At 63.6% G+C, this 15,379-nt stretch carries 16 protein-coding genes; 9 read left to right on the forward strand and 7 right to left on the reverse strand.

The window, feature by feature from the left end; genetic code table 11:
* Complete coding sequence (locus tag QRN54_RS21655) at window positions 1-588, reverse strand: DinB family protein (protein ID WP_003944177.1); 588 nt, start codon at window positions 586-588, stop codon at window positions 1-3.
* Window positions 589-606: 18 nt separating this feature from the next.
* Between QRN54_RS21655 and QRN54_RS21660 the strand changes: the two genes are divergently transcribed.
* From QRN54_RS21660 to QRN54_RS21675, 4 genes are all read left to right on the forward strand, one after another.
* Window positions 607-1,854, forward strand: coding sequence for a hypothetical protein (locus tag QRN54_RS21660; protein WP_042453265.1), 1,248 nt, complete (start codon window positions 607-609; stop codon window positions 1,852-1,854).
* A 68-nt stretch (window positions 1,855-1,922) separates the two neighbouring features.
* Complete coding sequence (locus QRN54_RS21665; protein WP_054188693.1) at window positions 1,923-3,569, forward strand: MFS transporter; 1,647 nt, start codon at window positions 1,923-1,925, stop codon at window positions 3,567-3,569.
* 3 nt (window positions 3,570-3,572) lie between these two features.
* Complete coding sequence (locus tag QRN54_RS21670) at window positions 3,573-4,025, forward strand: DUF6325 family protein (protein ID WP_285183055.1); 453 nt, start codon at window positions 3,573-3,575, stop codon at window positions 4,023-4,025.
* Window positions 4,022-4,333, forward strand: coding sequence for an SHOCT domain-containing protein (locus tag QRN54_RS21675; RefSeq protein ID WP_285183056.1), 312 nt, complete (start codon window positions 4,022-4,024; stop codon window positions 4,331-4,333). Before QRN54_RS21670 ends, QRN54_RS21675 begins: the two co-directional genes overlap by 4 nt.
* Window position 4,334: 1 nt before the next feature.
* Here QRN54_RS21675 and QRN54_RS21680 read toward each other — a convergent pair whose 3' ends face one another.
* The 5 genes from QRN54_RS21680 to QRN54_RS21700 form a co-directional block, all read right to left on the reverse strand.
* Entirely contained in the window at window positions 4,335-5,018 is a 684-nt protein-coding gene (locus tag QRN54_RS21680; protein ID WP_234551147.1) for a SagB family peptide dehydrogenase, read from the reverse strand.
* The gene (locus QRN54_RS21685; protein ID WP_054780987.1) at window positions 5,015-5,995 is read right to left on the reverse strand and encodes an ABC transporter substrate-binding protein; all 981 of its coding nucleotides are present in this window, start codon (window positions 5,993-5,995) and stop codon (window positions 5,015-5,017) included. Before QRN54_RS21685 ends, QRN54_RS21680 begins: the two co-directional genes overlap by 4 nt.
* Window positions 5,992-6,786, reverse strand: a complete 795-nt coding sequence (locus QRN54_RS21690) for an ABC transporter ATP-binding protein (protein WP_042453274.1) — start codon at window positions 6,784-6,786, stop codon at window positions 5,992-5,994. The genes QRN54_RS21685 and QRN54_RS21690 overlap by 4 nt, the downstream gene beginning before the upstream one ends.
* Window positions 6,783-7,850 carry a FecCD family ABC transporter permease gene (locus tag QRN54_RS21695; protein ID WP_042453275.1) on the reverse strand — a complete coding sequence of 356 codons (1,068 nt, stop codon included), beginning with the start codon at window positions 7,848-7,850 and terminating at the stop codon, window positions 6,783-6,785. Before QRN54_RS21695 ends, QRN54_RS21690 begins: the two co-directional genes overlap by 4 nt.
* An 84-nt stretch (window positions 7,851-7,934) precedes the next feature.
* Entirely contained in the window at window positions 7,935-9,194 is a 1,260-nt protein-coding gene (locus QRN54_RS21700) for an MFS transporter (protein WP_234551148.1), read from the reverse strand.
* Between the two features lie 92 nt (window positions 9,195-9,286).
* Here QRN54_RS21700 and QRN54_RS21705 point away from each other — a divergent pair, with 92 nt between their 5' ends.
* The 5 genes from QRN54_RS21705 (at window position 9,287) to QRN54_RS21725 (ending at window position 14,431) form a co-directional block, all read left to right on the forward strand.
* The gene (locus tag QRN54_RS21705; RefSeq protein WP_047272767.1) at window positions 9,287-9,475 is read left to right on the forward strand and encodes a streptamidine-related RiPP repeat protein; all 189 of its coding nucleotides are present in this window, start codon (window positions 9,287-9,289) and stop codon (window positions 9,473-9,475) included.
* 94 nt (window positions 9,476-9,569) lie between these two features.
* Window positions 9,570-10,382, forward strand: coding sequence for a hypothetical protein (locus tag QRN54_RS21710; RefSeq protein ID WP_047272718.1), 813 nt, complete (start codon window positions 9,570-9,572; stop codon window positions 10,380-10,382).
* Window positions 10,379-11,809, forward strand: a complete 1,431-nt coding sequence (locus QRN54_RS21715; protein WP_285183057.1) for a CocE/NonD family hydrolase — start codon at window positions 10,379-10,381, stop codon at window positions 11,807-11,809. The genes QRN54_RS21710 and QRN54_RS21715 overlap by 4 nt, the downstream gene beginning before the upstream one ends.
* On the forward strand, window positions 11,802-13,142 hold the full coding sequence (locus QRN54_RS21720) for a YcaO-like family protein (RefSeq protein ID WP_064688025.1): 1,341 nt from the start codon (window positions 11,802-11,804) through the stop codon (window positions 13,140-13,142). Before QRN54_RS21715 ends, QRN54_RS21720 begins: the two co-directional genes overlap by 8 nt.
* On the forward strand, window positions 13,139-14,431 hold the full coding sequence (locus QRN54_RS21725; protein ID WP_030535883.1) for a YcaO-like family protein: 1,293 nt from the start codon (window positions 13,139-13,141) through the stop codon (window positions 14,429-14,431). The genes QRN54_RS21720 and QRN54_RS21725 overlap by 4 nt, the downstream gene beginning before the upstream one ends.
* On the opposite strand, the gene QRN54_RS21730 is transcribed toward QRN54_RS21725, so the two are convergent.
* On the reverse strand, window positions 14,378-15,349 hold the full coding sequence (locus QRN54_RS21730) for a saccharopine dehydrogenase family protein (protein ID WP_037130941.1): 972 nt from the start codon (window positions 15,347-15,349) through the stop codon (window positions 14,378-14,380). The genes QRN54_RS21725 and QRN54_RS21730 overlap by 54 nt on opposite strands.
* Window positions 15,350-15,379 lie beyond the last annotated feature (30 nt).

Here is a 15,379-nt window from a genome sequence, read left to right on the forward strand (position 1 = left end):
TCAGGCGTGGTGGGCCTCGCGTGCCGCCGTCTCCAGACGGTCGGTGTACTCGGCCCACCACGCCTCATCGCCGGGAGCCAGATTGTTGTCGCCCGCCTTCATCCCAGCGGCGCCGTCGATCAGCTCCCGCACGATGTCCGCGTGGCCGGCGTGCCGATGGATCTCGGTGACAACGTGAACGAGTATCCGGTGCAGTGTGACGTCGCGACGATCCTCCGGCCAGTGCTTCACGAAGCCGGGGGCGTCCAGATCGTGCTCCTCGATCGTGGCGTCGGCGAAAGCCCAGGTGCGGCGATAGGTTTCGACGATGTCGGCAGTGGACTCGTCGGCGCGGGCCCACATGTCGACGTTGAGTTCCTCCGAACGCAACCACGCGGGGAGATCGGGAACCCGACGGCCGAACGTAGGACCGAAATACCCGAGCTCGACGCCGATCATGTGTTTGACCAGACCCAACAAGTTGGTCCCTGTCCGGGTCATCGGGCGCCGAATGTCATACTCCGACAGCCCGTCGAGCTTCCAGACGAGCGCATCACGTGCTGCCTGCAGGTACCGCTGGAGATCTTCCTTTTCCGAGTTGGTGGTCATGAAACCAACCTAAACCGAGTGGAGCAGACATTGACAGCGGTCGAGGATCTGACCGAGGTTGCCTCCCGGGCCGTCGCCGCCGAGCGTGACGCCCGGTCGGTGCGCTGGCACAACCCGGCAGCCGTCCGCAAGGCTGCCGCGGCCGTCCGTGATTCGCTCGACGACGAACGATCAGCGCTGAGCCGACCGTCGTACAGCGGGTTGTCACCGTCGCCGCACATGGCGCGTCAACTCGAACTGATCACGACGTTGCAGCCGCCACTGCCCGCCGACGCCGGCATCGGCACCGCCGCGCAGGCCGAGGCCGACGCCGTCGCCGCGGTGACCACCGCACGGATAGCCTTGCGCGCCGCCCACCTTGCGGTTCTCGAAGCACGCGTCGCCGCGCTCGATGCCGGTGACACCGATACCGTCGCCGCCGCGATCCGCGGTTACGTCCCGCTGAACTCGGGCAACCCCGTCGTCCGGCACGTGCAGGATCTCGGCTCCCGGATCCGTGAGGAAGCACGGCACGTGGTGAGTGGTAAGCCTCGGTCGATCGCATTTCGGCTGGGGCTGAGCCTCGGAATGGGCTTGGCGTACCTGGCATTCATTCGCCTCTTCCAGTGGGACGCCAAGGAAGATCGACTGCCTTATCTTGCGCTGTACGCACTCTCGGGTGTGGTCGGAAGCGTCGTGTGCACCAATGCGCTCAGCTTCGACGCCGGCCGCGTGCGCGCTGCGTTGTCCGGTGGAACGAGGCTCTGGCACGTGCTCGTCGCGAAAAACGCGGTGATGCTGCTCCTCGTCGGCAGCGCCGGGTTCCTGCTCAGCGCCGTCCTCGCGTGGCGCTCCGGAAGCAGTGCCGACCTGGTGAAGGCGTGCGGCCAGGTGCTGACCATGATCCTGCTCTGGTTGGGGGTCGCGAACGTGATGTCGGTGAGCTTGCCGCTGCGGGCAGAACCGATGACGGCGCGGCGCCACGACGGCACGTGGAAGCAGTTCCTGCTGTCCTTCGTCATCTCGTACGGTGTCGGACTGATCGTCAATCTGATGCTCTACTGGCGCGTCTGGGCAAAGACGACGCTGCTCGAGCAGATGGGCGGTCCGTGGATTCCGGTCCTGCTGCTCCTCGCGAGCGCGGCCGCGACGTGGCTGTTGCTGACCGTGCTGGCGGTACTGCTGGCCGAGCAACCGCGCTTCCGGCGCGCCTTGCACCGGGAGATGGTGGTCTACCGCGAAGAAACCAACCACTTGCAGGCGACCATTCAGCACAATTCCGGCTAATGTAGCCGTGCGTGGCTGATCCGGGCACGTCGCGAGTACACGCAGTGTCGAGGAAGGCGTGACCCATCATGTCCGTAAAGCCTGGCGCGGCCGCCACAACGGCCGCCGTGAGCACCGCCTCCTGGCTACCACTCATCGTGGTGGTCCTCACCCAGATTCAGGCGTCGTTCGCCGTCAACGCCCTGACCGTCTCGATGGCCGGCATCACCACCGATCTCGACACGCCCGCAACAAGTGTCGGCACCGCGATCACCGCGGGCACCTTCGCCATGGCTGCCTTCATTCTGTTGGGGGCCAAGATCGGCGCCCGTTACGGAACGCGTCTGGTCTTCCAGATTGCCGTCGCGATTCACGGCCTCGCAATGGCCGCGGTCGCCCTGAGTCAGAGCCCGGCAATGCTGTTCGTGGCCCAAGCTGCATCCGGCGCCGTGATCGCCCTCATCGCTCCTGCGTTGACGGTCTTCATCGCCACGAACTTCAGTGGCGATCAGCAGGCAAAGGCCATCGGTTACCTGGCAGCAGCAATCCCGGCGGCCGGTGTGCTGGCGCTGCTCATCGCCGGTTCCTTCGCGACGACGATCGGGTGGCGATACTCGTTCGCCCTCGTCGTGGCTCTCGCGGTGGTCAACCTGATCCTGAGCTTCCGGGTCAAACCTGTTCCCCCGCAGAAGGACATCACCATCGACTGGGCCGGCGCCGCCATTGCTGCCGTTGCCGTCATCCTGCTCAGCTTCGGTTTCAGCGGCCTGAACTCGTGGGGCGTCATCCTGGCCACCGACGCTGCGCCGTTCTCGGTCATCGGTGTTTCACCCGCGGCCATCCTGATCGTCCTCGGCACCATCTGCGCGCAGGGATTCTTCCAGTGGACGCGAAGCCGCAAGGCGCAGAACAAGCCTCAGCTCTTCAACCTCGACGTCCTCAAGACCGGCGCCGAGCGCGCCACCACGATTTGCATGGCGACGATGATGTTCGTGGGAACCGCGGCCAACTTCCTCATTCCGCTGTACATGCAGATCATCCAGGGCCGCAGCAGCTTGCAGACGTCGTTCTCGATCATCCCGTACACACTTTCGATCTTCATCGCGAGCACCGTCGTCGCGCGTCTGTACAAGACGTACTCCCCGCGTCTGATCGCACGAGCCGGGTTCGTCGTCGTTGCCGCTGGACTCATCTTGTTGGCCTTCACCATTCGTGGCGACTGGCATCAGATCTTTGTCGTCATCGGACTGATCACCCTCGGCCTCGGGCAGGGCGCCATCGTTGCGCTGGTGTTCAACACCCTCCTCACCGCAGCCCCCAAGGAACTGGCCGGCGACGTCGGTGCCTGGCGGGGACTGGTACACAACATGTCCGGCAGCGTCGGCATCGCGGTGGCCAGCGTCTTCGCCGTCGGAATCCTCGGTACCCTCGTCAGCTCGCAGCTGATCGACAACCCCACCATCCCGGCATCACTCAAGGTCGAGTCCGGGATCAATCTCGACCAGGTCAACTTCGTCCCCAACGATCAACTCGTCGTGACGCTCGAAAACACCTCGGCGACACAAGCACAGATCGACGAAGCCATCCGGATCAACACCGAAGCGCGCTTGCGCGCCCTGCGAACCTCGCTACTCGTCCTCGCCGGACTCTCCCTGCTCGCCATCATTCCGGCCGGCCGCATGCCCGACGAAGTACCTGCTCTGGAAGAACCGCAACCCACGAAGGGCAAGAAGTAACCGATGTCCAACCAAGACCAATTCGGTCCGATCGAATACGTAGCCGTCGAGTTTCCCGGCGGTGCACCGACCTCCGCAGGATTCGAGCAGCTGCTCACTCTCGTCGACTCCGGCGTGATCCGCATCCTCGACCTCGAGTTCGTCACCAAAGCCGCCGACGGAACGGTATCCGTCGTACCCGCGTCCACCTTCGAACTCGCAGATTTCGATCTGGCGCAGTTCGACGGCGCAGCCTCCGGACTGCTCGACGCCGGCGACCTCGCTGCCGTTGGTGACGAGTTGGCCGCCGGAAGTGTTGCCACCGTACTCGTCTACGAGGAACTGGCAATACTGCCGGTGATCGACGCGTGGACCCGCAGCGGCGCAAAGATTGTCACCGAAGGTCACCTGAGCTTGGACGAACTGGCTGCTGCACTGGACAACACCGCACCAGGCAATACGGAGAAGGACGCATGAGTTTCTTGAGGCGAGCCGGCCGGGTAGCCGTCGCAAGCTCCATTCACGGCAATGTTCAGCGCCGTCAGCGGACCCGTTGGGCCGCCGAAGATCAGGCTCGCGCAGCGCAGGCCCAGCCGGTGCCACCGATTCCCGATCTACCACCCCTGCCACCGCAGGCAGCTCCGGCAGCATCGGCAGCTCCGGCAGCTCCGGCAGCATCGATGGACTTGAAGCTCGAACAGCTCACCAAGCTGGGCGAACTCAAGAATGCGGGAGTATTGACCAAGGCCGAGTTCGAGACCCAGAAGGCACGTATTCTCGCCTGACCTAGCTGCGCCGCCCGAGGGCAAAAGCCATGACGGGAAGCTGCGTCGTCGCGAGATTCAACAGAGATGCCACTCGCGCATCCGTGAATCCTGCGATGGCGCAGCCCGCAAGTCCCATCGCCTCGGTCACGAGGTACAGATTCTGAACCAGCACACCGGCATCCACGTGCATCGTGCGGTAGTGCCGCATCGCGTACTTCTCGAGCGGCGCTTCCACGTCGGCGACCACAAACAAAAGAACCGGGAACACGTCGACGAACTCGGGTTGGAGAAGGCTCGCTCGAAGGTGCTCACGCACGTCGCCTGGCCGGACAGCTTCGGCACGGCCTCGGGCATATCGGTATACCCCGACTCCGAGCTCGTCTCCGGGTCGGCTGAGAACAAACGACAGCGTCAGTTCGCGCATCCCGCCCGCCGTCGGGCTGCTGACAAGGCTGTGGTGCAACACGTTTGACAGCTCGCCTGCTCGGAGTACCGTCTGTGCGGGGTCGTAGCGGCTCCGTCGTGCCTGCAAGACGTCCGCGAACCCGCAGGCCGGCAGTGGCGTCGCGGCCGGCAGTTCCACGGATTCACACGTCACCGGCGGCAGTGCGTGCTCGTCGAACGGTAGCTCCGACGGACTCACCGTCCGGTCCAACACTGCATGCAGCGATACGACGGCCTCGATTCGCTCGAGTGCGGTCACGAACCCGGGTGCAGCAGGCGAGACACCTCGCCGGCCCCGTCGATCGAGACCAACTCGCCGGCGAACCACGCCTCCGGAACGGCAAAGATCGCATTCGACGCCGCGGCGGGGGTTCCGGCAAATGCCGTCCGCGCAGCATCCAGGGTGGATTCCCGAGCCGACTCGGTGGAGTAGACGACGAGGACAGCCTTCGGCGACTTCGCGAGCACCGATTCCGTGGCTACCTGGCCGAAGTACTTTCCGTCGGGAAGGTCGTTCTCGAAAAGATTGCTTCCCCCGGCGGCCTCGAGCACACTGCTGTAGAGGCCCCTGGCCAGAGCATAGGACTGTCCCTCCGAAACCTGAACCATCACAGTGGGAACCGGCTCCTGCCCGGCGACAGATGCCTCGGTTGCTGCGAGGGACTTCTTGCCGTCGGCCAGGAGGGTTGCTGCCGCGTCACTTGTTCCGGTCAAGGCGCCGAGACCGTCGAGGTCGGACCAGACGTCGTCGATCCGCCCCTCGGTGACGGCCTTGTGGCAGTAGCCGCTGTTCACGAAGATCGGGATGCCGAGGTCACGCAATTCGTCCATGGTCTGCAATCGGTCACCGTCGAACCAGTATTCCCCGTCGGAGACGATCAGATCCGGACGGGCGTCGAGCAATGCTTCTTTCGCGGGAACTCCGGCGCTCAGTACCGGCACGGCCGCGAACTGATCAGCGAGTTCGGGGCTGGGAGGAGAGAGGTCGGTATTCGATTGTCCGACAATGCGGTCGGCGGCGCCGAGCTGAATGAGAAGTTCCGTCATCGACGGATACAGCGAGACAATCCGCTCCGCCGTCTTGGGCACCGTGACCTCGCGATCACAATTGGTGACGGTGATCTTCTCGGACGACGACGCCGCCGAATCCGCCGTGGAGTTTCCGCATGCGGCCAGTACTGCGGTGGCGGTAACGGCCGAGCACAACAGCGCGGCAGTACGTATCGAGGATTTCAAGACACTGCTTCTTTCGTGTGTAGGAGCGGAGGGGCGAACGAGAGCAGGGGGCGCCCGGTCAACGGATGAGTGCCGAGATGCACCTGAACCCCGAATACTTCGGACAGCAGGTCCTCGGTGAGGACCTCGGCCGTTGGTCCTGTCGCGACAACTACCCCGCCGGAGAGCAGACAGACGTAGTCGCAATACGCTGCGGCCAAGGCGAGTTCATGGATCGCGACAATCGTCGTGGTACCGAGTTCGGCGACCAATTCCATCAATTCGAGTTGAGCACGGATGTCGAGGTGGTTGGTGGGCTCGTCCAGGACCAGCACCGACGGTTGTTGAGCGATCGCCCGGGCCAACATCACACGCTGCTTTTCTCCGCCGGACAGTTCGGCGAAGAGACGTGATCCAAAGCCCTGCATGCCGGTTCGCACCAGTGCTGCGCTGACGATGTCTCGGTCGATCTCGCCGAGTCGAGAGAACGCGCTGTGATGCGGCGTCCGACCCGTTGCAACCACCTCGCGGACGCTGAACGAGAAATCGGATGAATGCTCCTGCCCCACAACACCGATGATGCGTGCTGCCGATCGGGGCGAGAGATCGTCCCAAACATTCACCTCGTCCACCTTCACGATTCCGCTTCGCGGCTTCATCGAGCGATACAACGCGCGAAGGAGGGAGGACTTTCCACTGCCGTTCGGTCCGACGAGTCCGACCACGCTTCCCTCGGGCGCTTCGAGGTCTACACCCGAAACCACGAGGCGTCCGCCCCGAACGACGTGAATTCCGCTGGCCGACAATCTCATGACTGCGCACCGCCGTCCCGTCGAAGCAACCAGAGGAAGAACGGTGCACCCAATCCGGCGGTGATGATCCCGAGTGGTAATTCGTTGGGCGCATCCAACATCCGAGCCGCAAGATCGACGATCACCAGGAAGGTGGCACCAACCAACGCGGTCGCGGGGAGCAGCTTGCCGTGATCGGAACCGACCAGAAGTCGTACGGCGTGCGGCACGAGCAGCCCCACGAAACCGATTCCCCCGGCGACGGATACAACAACCGCGGTCAGCAACGACGCGATCACCAGTAGTAGCAACCTGGTACGGCGCACGTCCACGCCGACCGATTGCGCGCTCTCGTCTCCCATGGCCAACGCGTTGAGTTGGCGCGATTGTGTCAACAGAATTGCCGCACAGACGGTGATCACCGCGGCGGGCACACCGAGATCCGACCAACTGGCCCCGCTCACCGAGCCCAGCAACCAGAAGAGCACTCCCGAAAGCTGACTCGGATCGGCGCGCAACTGCACAAAACTTGTTGCAGCCGAGAGCAGATAGCCGATGGCAACTCCGGCCAGGACCATGCGCAGCGGGACGAGCATTCCCTCTCGCCGACCCAGTACGAGAACCGCGATCAGGGAGATCATGGCCCCCAGGAAGGCTGCCACCGGGACACCGATCGACAGGCCGGTGCCGATGCCGGTCGTCATGATCAGTACTGCACCGAAGGATGCTCCGGAACCCACGCCCAAAATGTACGGATCGGCAATCGGGTTGCGCACCAACGCTTGCAGCACGGCGCCGGCCAACGACAATCCGGCGCCCGCCAATGCCGCTATCAGAATGCGCGGTACCCGCAATCCCCACACGATCCGATCGAGCAGCGGGTCGACCGGCGGACCGCCGACGTGTGCGTACAACACCGCGAACACGTCGGCAAAGGACACCGACGCGGCACCCGACCACACCGCGACGGTGGAGACCGCGACAAGCACAACCGCCGTGGCCAACAGAAATGGGACGTACCCGCGCTCGCCGACGGGATGTGGACGCGACGGCACTCGTGGTGCTGCCTCGCTGGTCAGCGTCATCGCACTCCTGAGTCGGTGGGGTTTGCAGTCATGAACAGGTGGATCTAACCATAACGACAGTCGTTTTCATTAATAGTCACATGCTCATCTGTGCGGATAAGGGTCGGTCCGCAGCGCGCTCGCCCACGCGAAGAGCGCCCCGACCAGCGCAAAGATGCACGCAACGAGGTAGGCGGTGCCGATGCCCCAGCGTCCTGCGATTGCCCCGGCAATCAAGGCGCCGACCGGCGAACCACCCCAGGCGACCATCCTCGCCGTGGTGTTCACGCGCCCCTGCAGACGATCCGGAGTCAGGCGCTGACGTGCACCGATGCCATTGAGGATGGTGACGGTCGCACAGCCGGAGTAGACGACGAGCGCCGTGATCGCGGCGCCGGTGTTGCCGGTTGTCGCAACGACGAACAGCACCACCGGGGCGATGGTCAGCGCCCCGACAGTGATCGCCCCGACCGGCCACTGCGCCGGTAGGCGTGGAAGCACGAGCGCCCCGACCACTCCACCCACGGAGACGGCCGTCCACACGGCGCCGATCATCGGACTCGACGTCGAAATCCCAAGCCTCTCGGATGCGTACACCACCAGGAGCGCCGTAACCGCACCCTGCGTCAGCGAATTGACGAAGCCGACGCCGGTCAAGGCCCGCAGAAGCGGCGACTGCCAGAGGAAGTTGAGGCCTTCGCGTATGTCACGCGCAATTCCGGTTCCCGACTTCTTCGGCGCCGCAGGAGTCATCGAAAACGAGGCTCCGATCGAGGCCATGGCCAGCCCGGCCAGTACGTAAGCCAGTGCATCAGCACCCAATGCGTAGGCCGGGCCGATCGAGGCCACAAGCACGCCGGCTATCGCCGGAAAGACAACATCGATCAGCGTGCTGGACGTCCACAGCGCGCTGTTGGCCGCCGGTATCCTCTGCCGACCGACCAGAGCAGGCAGCGCTCCGAAAGCAGCGGCGTCGAACCACACGAAACACGTTCCGATGCACATCGATACGCCGACGGCATGCCACGCCGTCAATACGCCGAGTGCCTGCGCTGCCGGAATACTCGCCAAGGCAAGTGCAGCTACGGCCTGCGCACACAGGATGACCGTCCGCCGGTTGACTCGGTCTGCCACGGCGCCGGCGAACAAGCCGAACACGAGATACGGCAGAACCGTCCCCGCAGCCGCGAGCGAGGTGAGAAACGGAGACCGGCTGATGTCGAACACCAGGATCGGCATGGCCACTCCGGTGACCGCCGCACCGGCTACGGCAATCGTACGAGCCGTGAAGAATAATCGAAACGATCTGTCCCGAAAGACATGTGGTTGCGCTTCGACGGATCCCGTCGTCGGGGTCTCGCTCATGTATGCACTCTCTTGTACCTGTTGCTCTCCGTGGCGATCTTTCGTACGGTGGCATCGTAATGGAAATGGTTTCCATTACGGAAGGGATGACAATGAGCAACATTTCGTTCGACAGCATCTCCAACTCGGCTCCGGCCAATGCACTCCAGGGCGTCGGCACCAACGCTCTCGTCGACAACCCGTTCACCTTCGAGCCGGTTGCCGAGGCAACGTCCGCACACGCCCTGCAGGGTGTGGGCACCAACGCCCTCGTCGACAACCCGTTCAGCTTCCAGAGCTGAAACCTCCCCTGATCCAGACTGTTTCGACAGTCTGATCTGCCGATGACCCCGCCCGCATCCGACTCGTCGGGTGCGGGCACCGACAAGGAGATCCGTGTACGCCCTCGCCGACGGACACCAGCTGTATCCGACCACGGACGGTGTTTGGCATTACCTGACACCGGACGAGAACGCGGTCACGATCGGCGCGCCGGCCGAAGACCTCGCGGAACTCGACAACTTTCTCAGGCGCTCTGGTTCGGTGCTCGGCCCGGGAGCTATCGAGATCGCCGACGCCCTCGTCTCTCGCGGCGTGCTGGCTGTTCCAGGTCAAGTGCCAGAGATTCCGCGCCCACAGCGTGTGCTGATGGACGGGATCGGGCCCGTTGCCGATGCTTGCATCGCCCTGCTCTCCAAGGCTCTTCCGCATCTCGAGGTCGTATCCACCACTGCGCCAATCGAAGACGACGTTGCGTCGTCGGACCTCGTACTGTCGGTTGCCGGTGCTCCTCCTCACGACGAGTGGTCGGAACTCGATACCTGGTGCCGCCGAAACCAAACACCGTGGCAACGCGTCCACGCGGAGCTGGGTGAGATCTGCATCGGACCCTTCTTCGACGGTATCGGCAGCGCAAGCTACCGGGACGTCTGCGGTCGACGGCTTGCCGCGTCGCGCGTCCCGGATCATCTGCAGGCACTGTGGAATCACCTCGCCGGCAGCGAACCTCGCCCGCTCGAACTTGAACCCACCGCAGCCGCAATGGCCAGTGCGCTTGCATGTTCGGACGTCGTGGCTGGTGTACATGGCGCACCGCCATCACACCTTCACCACCAGATCCGGATGAATCCGCGAACCCTCATGATGACTCGCCATCCCGTGCTACCACTGCCCGGCGGCGTTCTCGAACCCGCGCCGACGCTCCGGTGATCTCACTCGGCGTGAAGATCCCGGCAGCAGACGGTTCTTCGTTGGCTACGGATGTGCTTCTCCCACCGGATTCTTCACCGCGGGGACTGATCGTGATCCGCACCCCGTACGGGCGTGGATGGCATCTGGCGGAGGGGCTCGAATGGCGATCACGAGGAATTGCCTTCATCTGTCAGGACGTACGTGGACGGCACGATTCCACCGGATCTTGGGTACCGTACGTCCACGAGCGCGAGGACAGCGCCGCCCTTGCCGAGTGGCTGCAGGATCAGCCGTGGACACCGGAGTGCGTCATCGCAAGCGGGGCTTCGTATGCGGCCGGAACCGCCTGGGCATTTGCTGCCGAGACCAACAGCGCCGATCGGTCATTTCGTGTAGACGGCGTCGTCTCCAAGGTGCCGACCATCGGAAGCGACCGCGTCAAACGTGATCCCTCGGGGATACTTCTCCTCGCCGAGCATCTGGCGTGGTGGGGCGAGCACGGAGATTCGTCTTCCTCTCGTGAGGGTTTCATCCCTGAACTGATGCGTTCGGATTCGTCTTTGCTGGAACATCTCCCGGTGCAGTCGATGATCGAGAAAGTCGGTCTGACCTCCGATTCACCAGGTTGGAGGACGCCGATCAGCCGGGCTCGTGAACGCGAACCGTACGGCAGCGACGATCTCGTCTCCGCGGACGAACTGTCCGAGCTCGATGTCGCCGGACTGCACGTCGGCGGTTGGGACGATGCGATGATCCGGGAGACGCTTCGGCACTTTGCATCCGTGGGGCACGGGCCACAAAGTTTGATCGTGGGTCCCTGGGCACATGACCTCCGCCCTGGAATGGTCGGCGAGACAAGTTTCGGCCGCCTTCAGGTCGAGTGGATGGAATCGGTATTCGCTGCGCGGCCCCTGACCATCAATCGGGTATTCGACCGGGGTGTCGGCGAATGGTCGACCGAACCGTTTGTCACGGGTGCGAATCGCGTTCATCTCGAACCAGATCGCAAGGATGCGGCCTACAGCTTCCTGTATGACGCCTCACGGGACCGAAACAACTGTGTTGTCTTGACTTTCGATATCAAGCACGACTCCGTACTCTCCGGAACACCATCGGTGGAGCTGAAAGTGCATTCACCCGAGGGCGAAGCCGATTGGATCGTCGAGCTGAGCGTCGTCGATGCCGCTGGAGTTACCAGATCGATCGCACGGGGCGCGGGCGTCAACGTGCAGCCGACGATGGTGACTATCGATCTGGATCCCGTGTTGCACACAGTGCGCGCGGGTGATGTCTTGACGCTGCGGATCGCCGGCTCGGACTTCCCACGACTCGCACGCAATCTCGGAGACGGTGATCGCTATCGAGGAACACGCAGTACCGCACTGCACCAATCATTTTCCGGGTCGTTGACCCTGCCGATACGCGGAGGAACTGACGGTGGATGACTTGCTGGTCGACGCCCGGAGCGGCGTGCTGACCTCACTGGAACCACACATTCGCTCGGACATGCCGACGGGCTGGGTCGGTTGGGCCGCGAGGGTGGCCGACACCAGAAACTTCGGCGGCAGCGGTTCACTGTTTCGCGCGGACCCTTACGGATTCGGGGCTTCGATACGCAACGATGCAGCGGCCCGCGGGGCGGCAACCGGTGAGGCCGTCGAAAGATATTGCGGCAACGTGGTCCCCGAAGATCTGGTCCGCAGCAGTGCATCAGCGCTGGAACTGGCCGGCTCACGGGTCGTCGATCCGGCGAAATTTGCGTTGTACAGCGAGGATCAGTACCGCCTTCCCGGATTCCCCTTTGTTCCCTTCGCCTCTGATCTGAACATTCGCTGGGCATTGGGTCACACCATGGACGAGAAAGCGCCCACCTACGTGCCTGCGGCCCTGACTTATCTCGGGTACTACACAGGCACCCGTCGCTGCGAGCCACCGATCGCGTCGTTGCAGTACGCCGGAATCGCAGCGGGACGCTCACGCGACGAGGCCGAGATGTCAGCTCTGCTGGAACTTCTCGAACGCGATGCCACCGCGCTGTGGTGGTGCGGGGACCGGTCACAGCCGGCGATCGAGCTTTCCGACTGGGAGCGGTTGCCTGCGCACCGCCAACTCGGGGATCTGGAGAGCCAGACCCGGAGCGTTCGAGTGCTGCTGCTTCCCTCCCCCTTCGGCATTCCCGTCGCCGCAGCGTGGATCCGCGATGACCGACGTGGACTGGTCGCGCTGGGCACAGCTTGTCGACCGACGGTGGAGGCGGCAGTCTCGAAGGCACTGGTCGAGGCGTACGCGGTACTTGCCATCACGATCGACCTCGCCGACCCCGACGGGCCGACCTGGCGCAGCGTGGCGGACGGAACGCTGCCGGCGCACCTGTACAAACCCTTTCGGGCCGACCGTCGTTACCGGGACGAGTTCGATCCGCAATGGAAAGACGTCGTCGATCTGCCGACCGTCGCCCAACTTTATCTTGATCCCACGATGGCTCTGGCCGCAGAGGAACATCTCTTCGACTACACCGAAACACTTTCGGTATCAAAGATTCCCGACGAAGCGCCGTTGGATCTGGCTTCTCTCGTAGCGTTTCTGACGTCACGGGGACACCAGCCGATTTCCGTCGATCTCACCACCGGCGACATCTCGATTGCCGGGTTGCACGTCGTCCGCGTCCTGACTCCGGGCCTGTACAACAACGCCCCGGCAGCCTTTCCCCTTCTTGGAGGTAGCAGATTGACCAGCGCATCGACCACCCATCTGCATCTGCCGGTCCCCCTCGCATGACATCTTCGCTCGTCGACCGCCGAACTGGGATCATTCGAGAGCTGGTCGACGCCGTTGTTCCCCAGCACTTTCCGCCCGAGTTCAAGCTGATTCACTCGTATGTCAGTGATTCAGCACGCTTTTCACCCTGGTCCAGTGACTCGGCCGGCGCCGGATATTGCTTCGATCTGGGCAACCGTGCACGGCCTACCGCAGCTGCGATAGGCGAAGCGGTGGAACGATATTGCGGCAACATCGTCGCCAAACCGATCGTCCGCGGGTCGGCCGATGCCTTGATCGGAGCAAGCATCGACCTGTCACAACTCGCGCGTTTCGACGCCGCCCAGTACGCGCGGCCACAGTTCCCGTTCGTCGAACCAACCGACGATCTGGAGATGGACTGGACTCGCGGAGCCGACCTGATCACGGGTTCGGATATCTGGGTACCGGCCGAACTCGTCTGGGGTTCGTATCCTCATTTCGTCGCCCGGACGGGTCCGGCGATCTCTCCGGTAGCTCAGGCGGGTCTCGCCGCCGGACCCTCGGTGAAGTTCGCAATCGACAATGCCTTGCGCGAGATAGTCGAACGAGACGCGATGACGCTGTCCTGGACCGGGCGGCGTGGTGTTCGGGTCGTCACCGGCATGCCCGAGGCGCTTCTTCGACTGGGCAATCACGACAGCCTCTCGACCAGGTGGATTTCATTCGAGAGTGATTTTGAGATCCCCGTCCTGGGCGCCCTGGTTTGCGACCGACTGACCGGATACTCGACCATGGGTACCGCTTGCCACGAAGACGCCCAGACCGCTGCGTTCAAGTCACTCGGCGAAGCGCTTCAGCTGCAGCTGCTTTCCGCCGACTACGACAACCCGCAGAGCGGCATCGGTCGAGCCGCGGCCTCCCCGACCAGTCCGCTTGCGCCTTGGCGAGCTGACCGAAGCTATGCAGGCGCCTACCGATCGGATTTTGCCGACGTGATGGACTACGGATGCCACTTGCAACTTCACCTGGACCCGGAGATCCAAGCACGATTCGAGAGTGAGCTGGTCGGTGCCGTCGTCGGCGAGGTGGGACTCGACTCTCTGACATCAGCCGCCGGCACCGAAAGCGCTCTGACGGCAGCCGGTTTCCGGCCGGCATGGGTCGATCTCACCACAACTGATGTTCTCCACGCCGGCCTGCACGTCGTCCGCGTCGTCGTACCCGGTTGTCTCACCAATGCGGCCGCCGGATTGCCGTTTCTCGGCTCGCCCCGACTAGTGGACAGTCTTGCCGGACGATCGGCTCGCACCATCCCATTGCCGCACTGACAGTTCGGGAACCGCCGCTTGCAACGACTCGGTGGTTTCCACCGCGTGGAACCACGTCGGCTTCGAGATCGCGGCATCCCGAATCACCTGCACGGCGCGCGCGGCGATAGCTGCCGTCGCGACCGACTGGCTACGCCCCGAAACCCACAGCGCCGGGCCGGTATCCGCTCGGGCCATCGCTACCCAACGATCCGAGCCCCACAGCTTCTTCGGCACGACCTTCTGTAGAGCGGGTGCCCACGTCATGGCCGCAAGTCCGAGCGTCGCGGTGGACGTGTCCAATCGCAGGTACGTCCTGACCGGAACACCGAGGTCTCGCGTCAACGCATGCTGGTCCGAAAAGTCGGCCCGCACAGCAGGACCGGTGCGGTAGCCGGTCGCATCGGCCGGTATTCGAAACGTCTTCATCCCGGTGTAGTTGCGGACCGATCGTCCGTCGGGATCAGGAAACCTCGTGCCCAACATCCCGTACGTCCACGCCGTTGCGGCCGGCCCGTGTAGTTCTCCACCGCCGAGGCCGATCAGGATGTCCACGGGTCCGTCGCCGAGTCGATGCGCCTCGGTTGCAAGGACACTGGTCAATCCCGGCGCCAACCCGACGCCCATGAGAACGGGTCCGTCGACCGCTTCCAATTCTTCGCAGTAGCTCGAGGTCGCCGTGATGTCGACGAATGCCGCCCCACCGCGTACCGCTTCGTCGGCCAGGCGAACATCCTCGAAACCCGACGCATTCACCACGACATCGAAGTCTCGAACCACAGTCGAATACGCGCCTGGTTCTTTAAGATCAACGACGACGTCCGCGCGGGCAGGGTCACGGCCGGCGGAGTACGCGGAGATTTCGGGGACCTTCGCGAGTTGTTTCATCAGGGGAATCCCGACGGCACCGTAGCCACCGAGTACAAGAACCTTCGTCATTACTTCGCCTCCCGAGTCGCTAGAGTTCGA

The sequence above is a fragment of the Rhodococcus sp. MEB032 genome, from assembly GCF_030208925.1.
In the GTDB taxonomy this organism is placed as follows: Bacteria; Actinomycetota; Actinomycetes; order Mycobacteriales; family Mycobacteriaceae; genus Rhodococcus_F; species Rhodococcus_F qingshengii.

Excerpts from the sequence above, each read along its gene's own strand:
- QRN54_RS21700 (WP_234551148.1), bottom strand. The coding sequence starts at position 9,194 with ATGAGCGAGACCCCGACGACGGGATCCGTCGAAGCGCAACCACATGTC.
- QRN54_RS21705 (WP_047272767.1), top strand. The coding sequence starts at position 9,287 with ATGAGCAACATTTCGTTCGACAGCATCTCCAACTCGGCTCCGGCCAAT.
- QRN54_RS21665 (WP_054188693.1), top strand. The coding sequence starts at position 1,923 with ATGTCCGTAAAGCCTGGCGCGGCCGCCACAACGGCCGCCGTGAGCACC.
- QRN54_RS21655 (WP_003944177.1), bottom strand. The coding sequence starts at position 588 with ATGACCACCAACTCGGAAAAGGAAGATCTCCAGCGGTACCTGCAGGCA.
- QRN54_RS21695 (WP_042453275.1), bottom strand. The coding sequence starts at position 7,850 with ATGACGCTGACCAGCGAGGCAGCACCACGAGTGCCGTCGCGTCCACAT.
- QRN54_RS21670 (WP_285183055.1), top strand. The coding sequence starts at position 3,573 with ATGTCCAACCAAGACCAATTCGGTCCGATCGAATACGTAGCCGTCGAG.
- QRN54_RS21675 (WP_285183056.1), top strand. The coding sequence starts at position 4,022 with ATGAGTTTCTTGAGGCGAGCCGGCCGGGTAGCCGTCGCAAGCTCCATT.
- QRN54_RS21730 (WP_037130941.1), bottom strand. The coding sequence starts at position 15,349 with ATGACGAAGGTTCTTGTACTCGGTGGCTACGGTGCCGTCGGGATTCCC.
- QRN54_RS21725 (WP_030535883.1), top strand. The coding sequence starts at position 13,139 with ATGACATCTTCGCTCGTCGACCGCCGAACTGGGATCATTCGAGAGCTG.
- QRN54_RS21690 (WP_042453274.1), bottom strand. The coding sequence starts at position 6,786 with ATGAGATTGTCGGCCAGCGGAATTCACGTCGTTCGGGGCGGACGCCTC.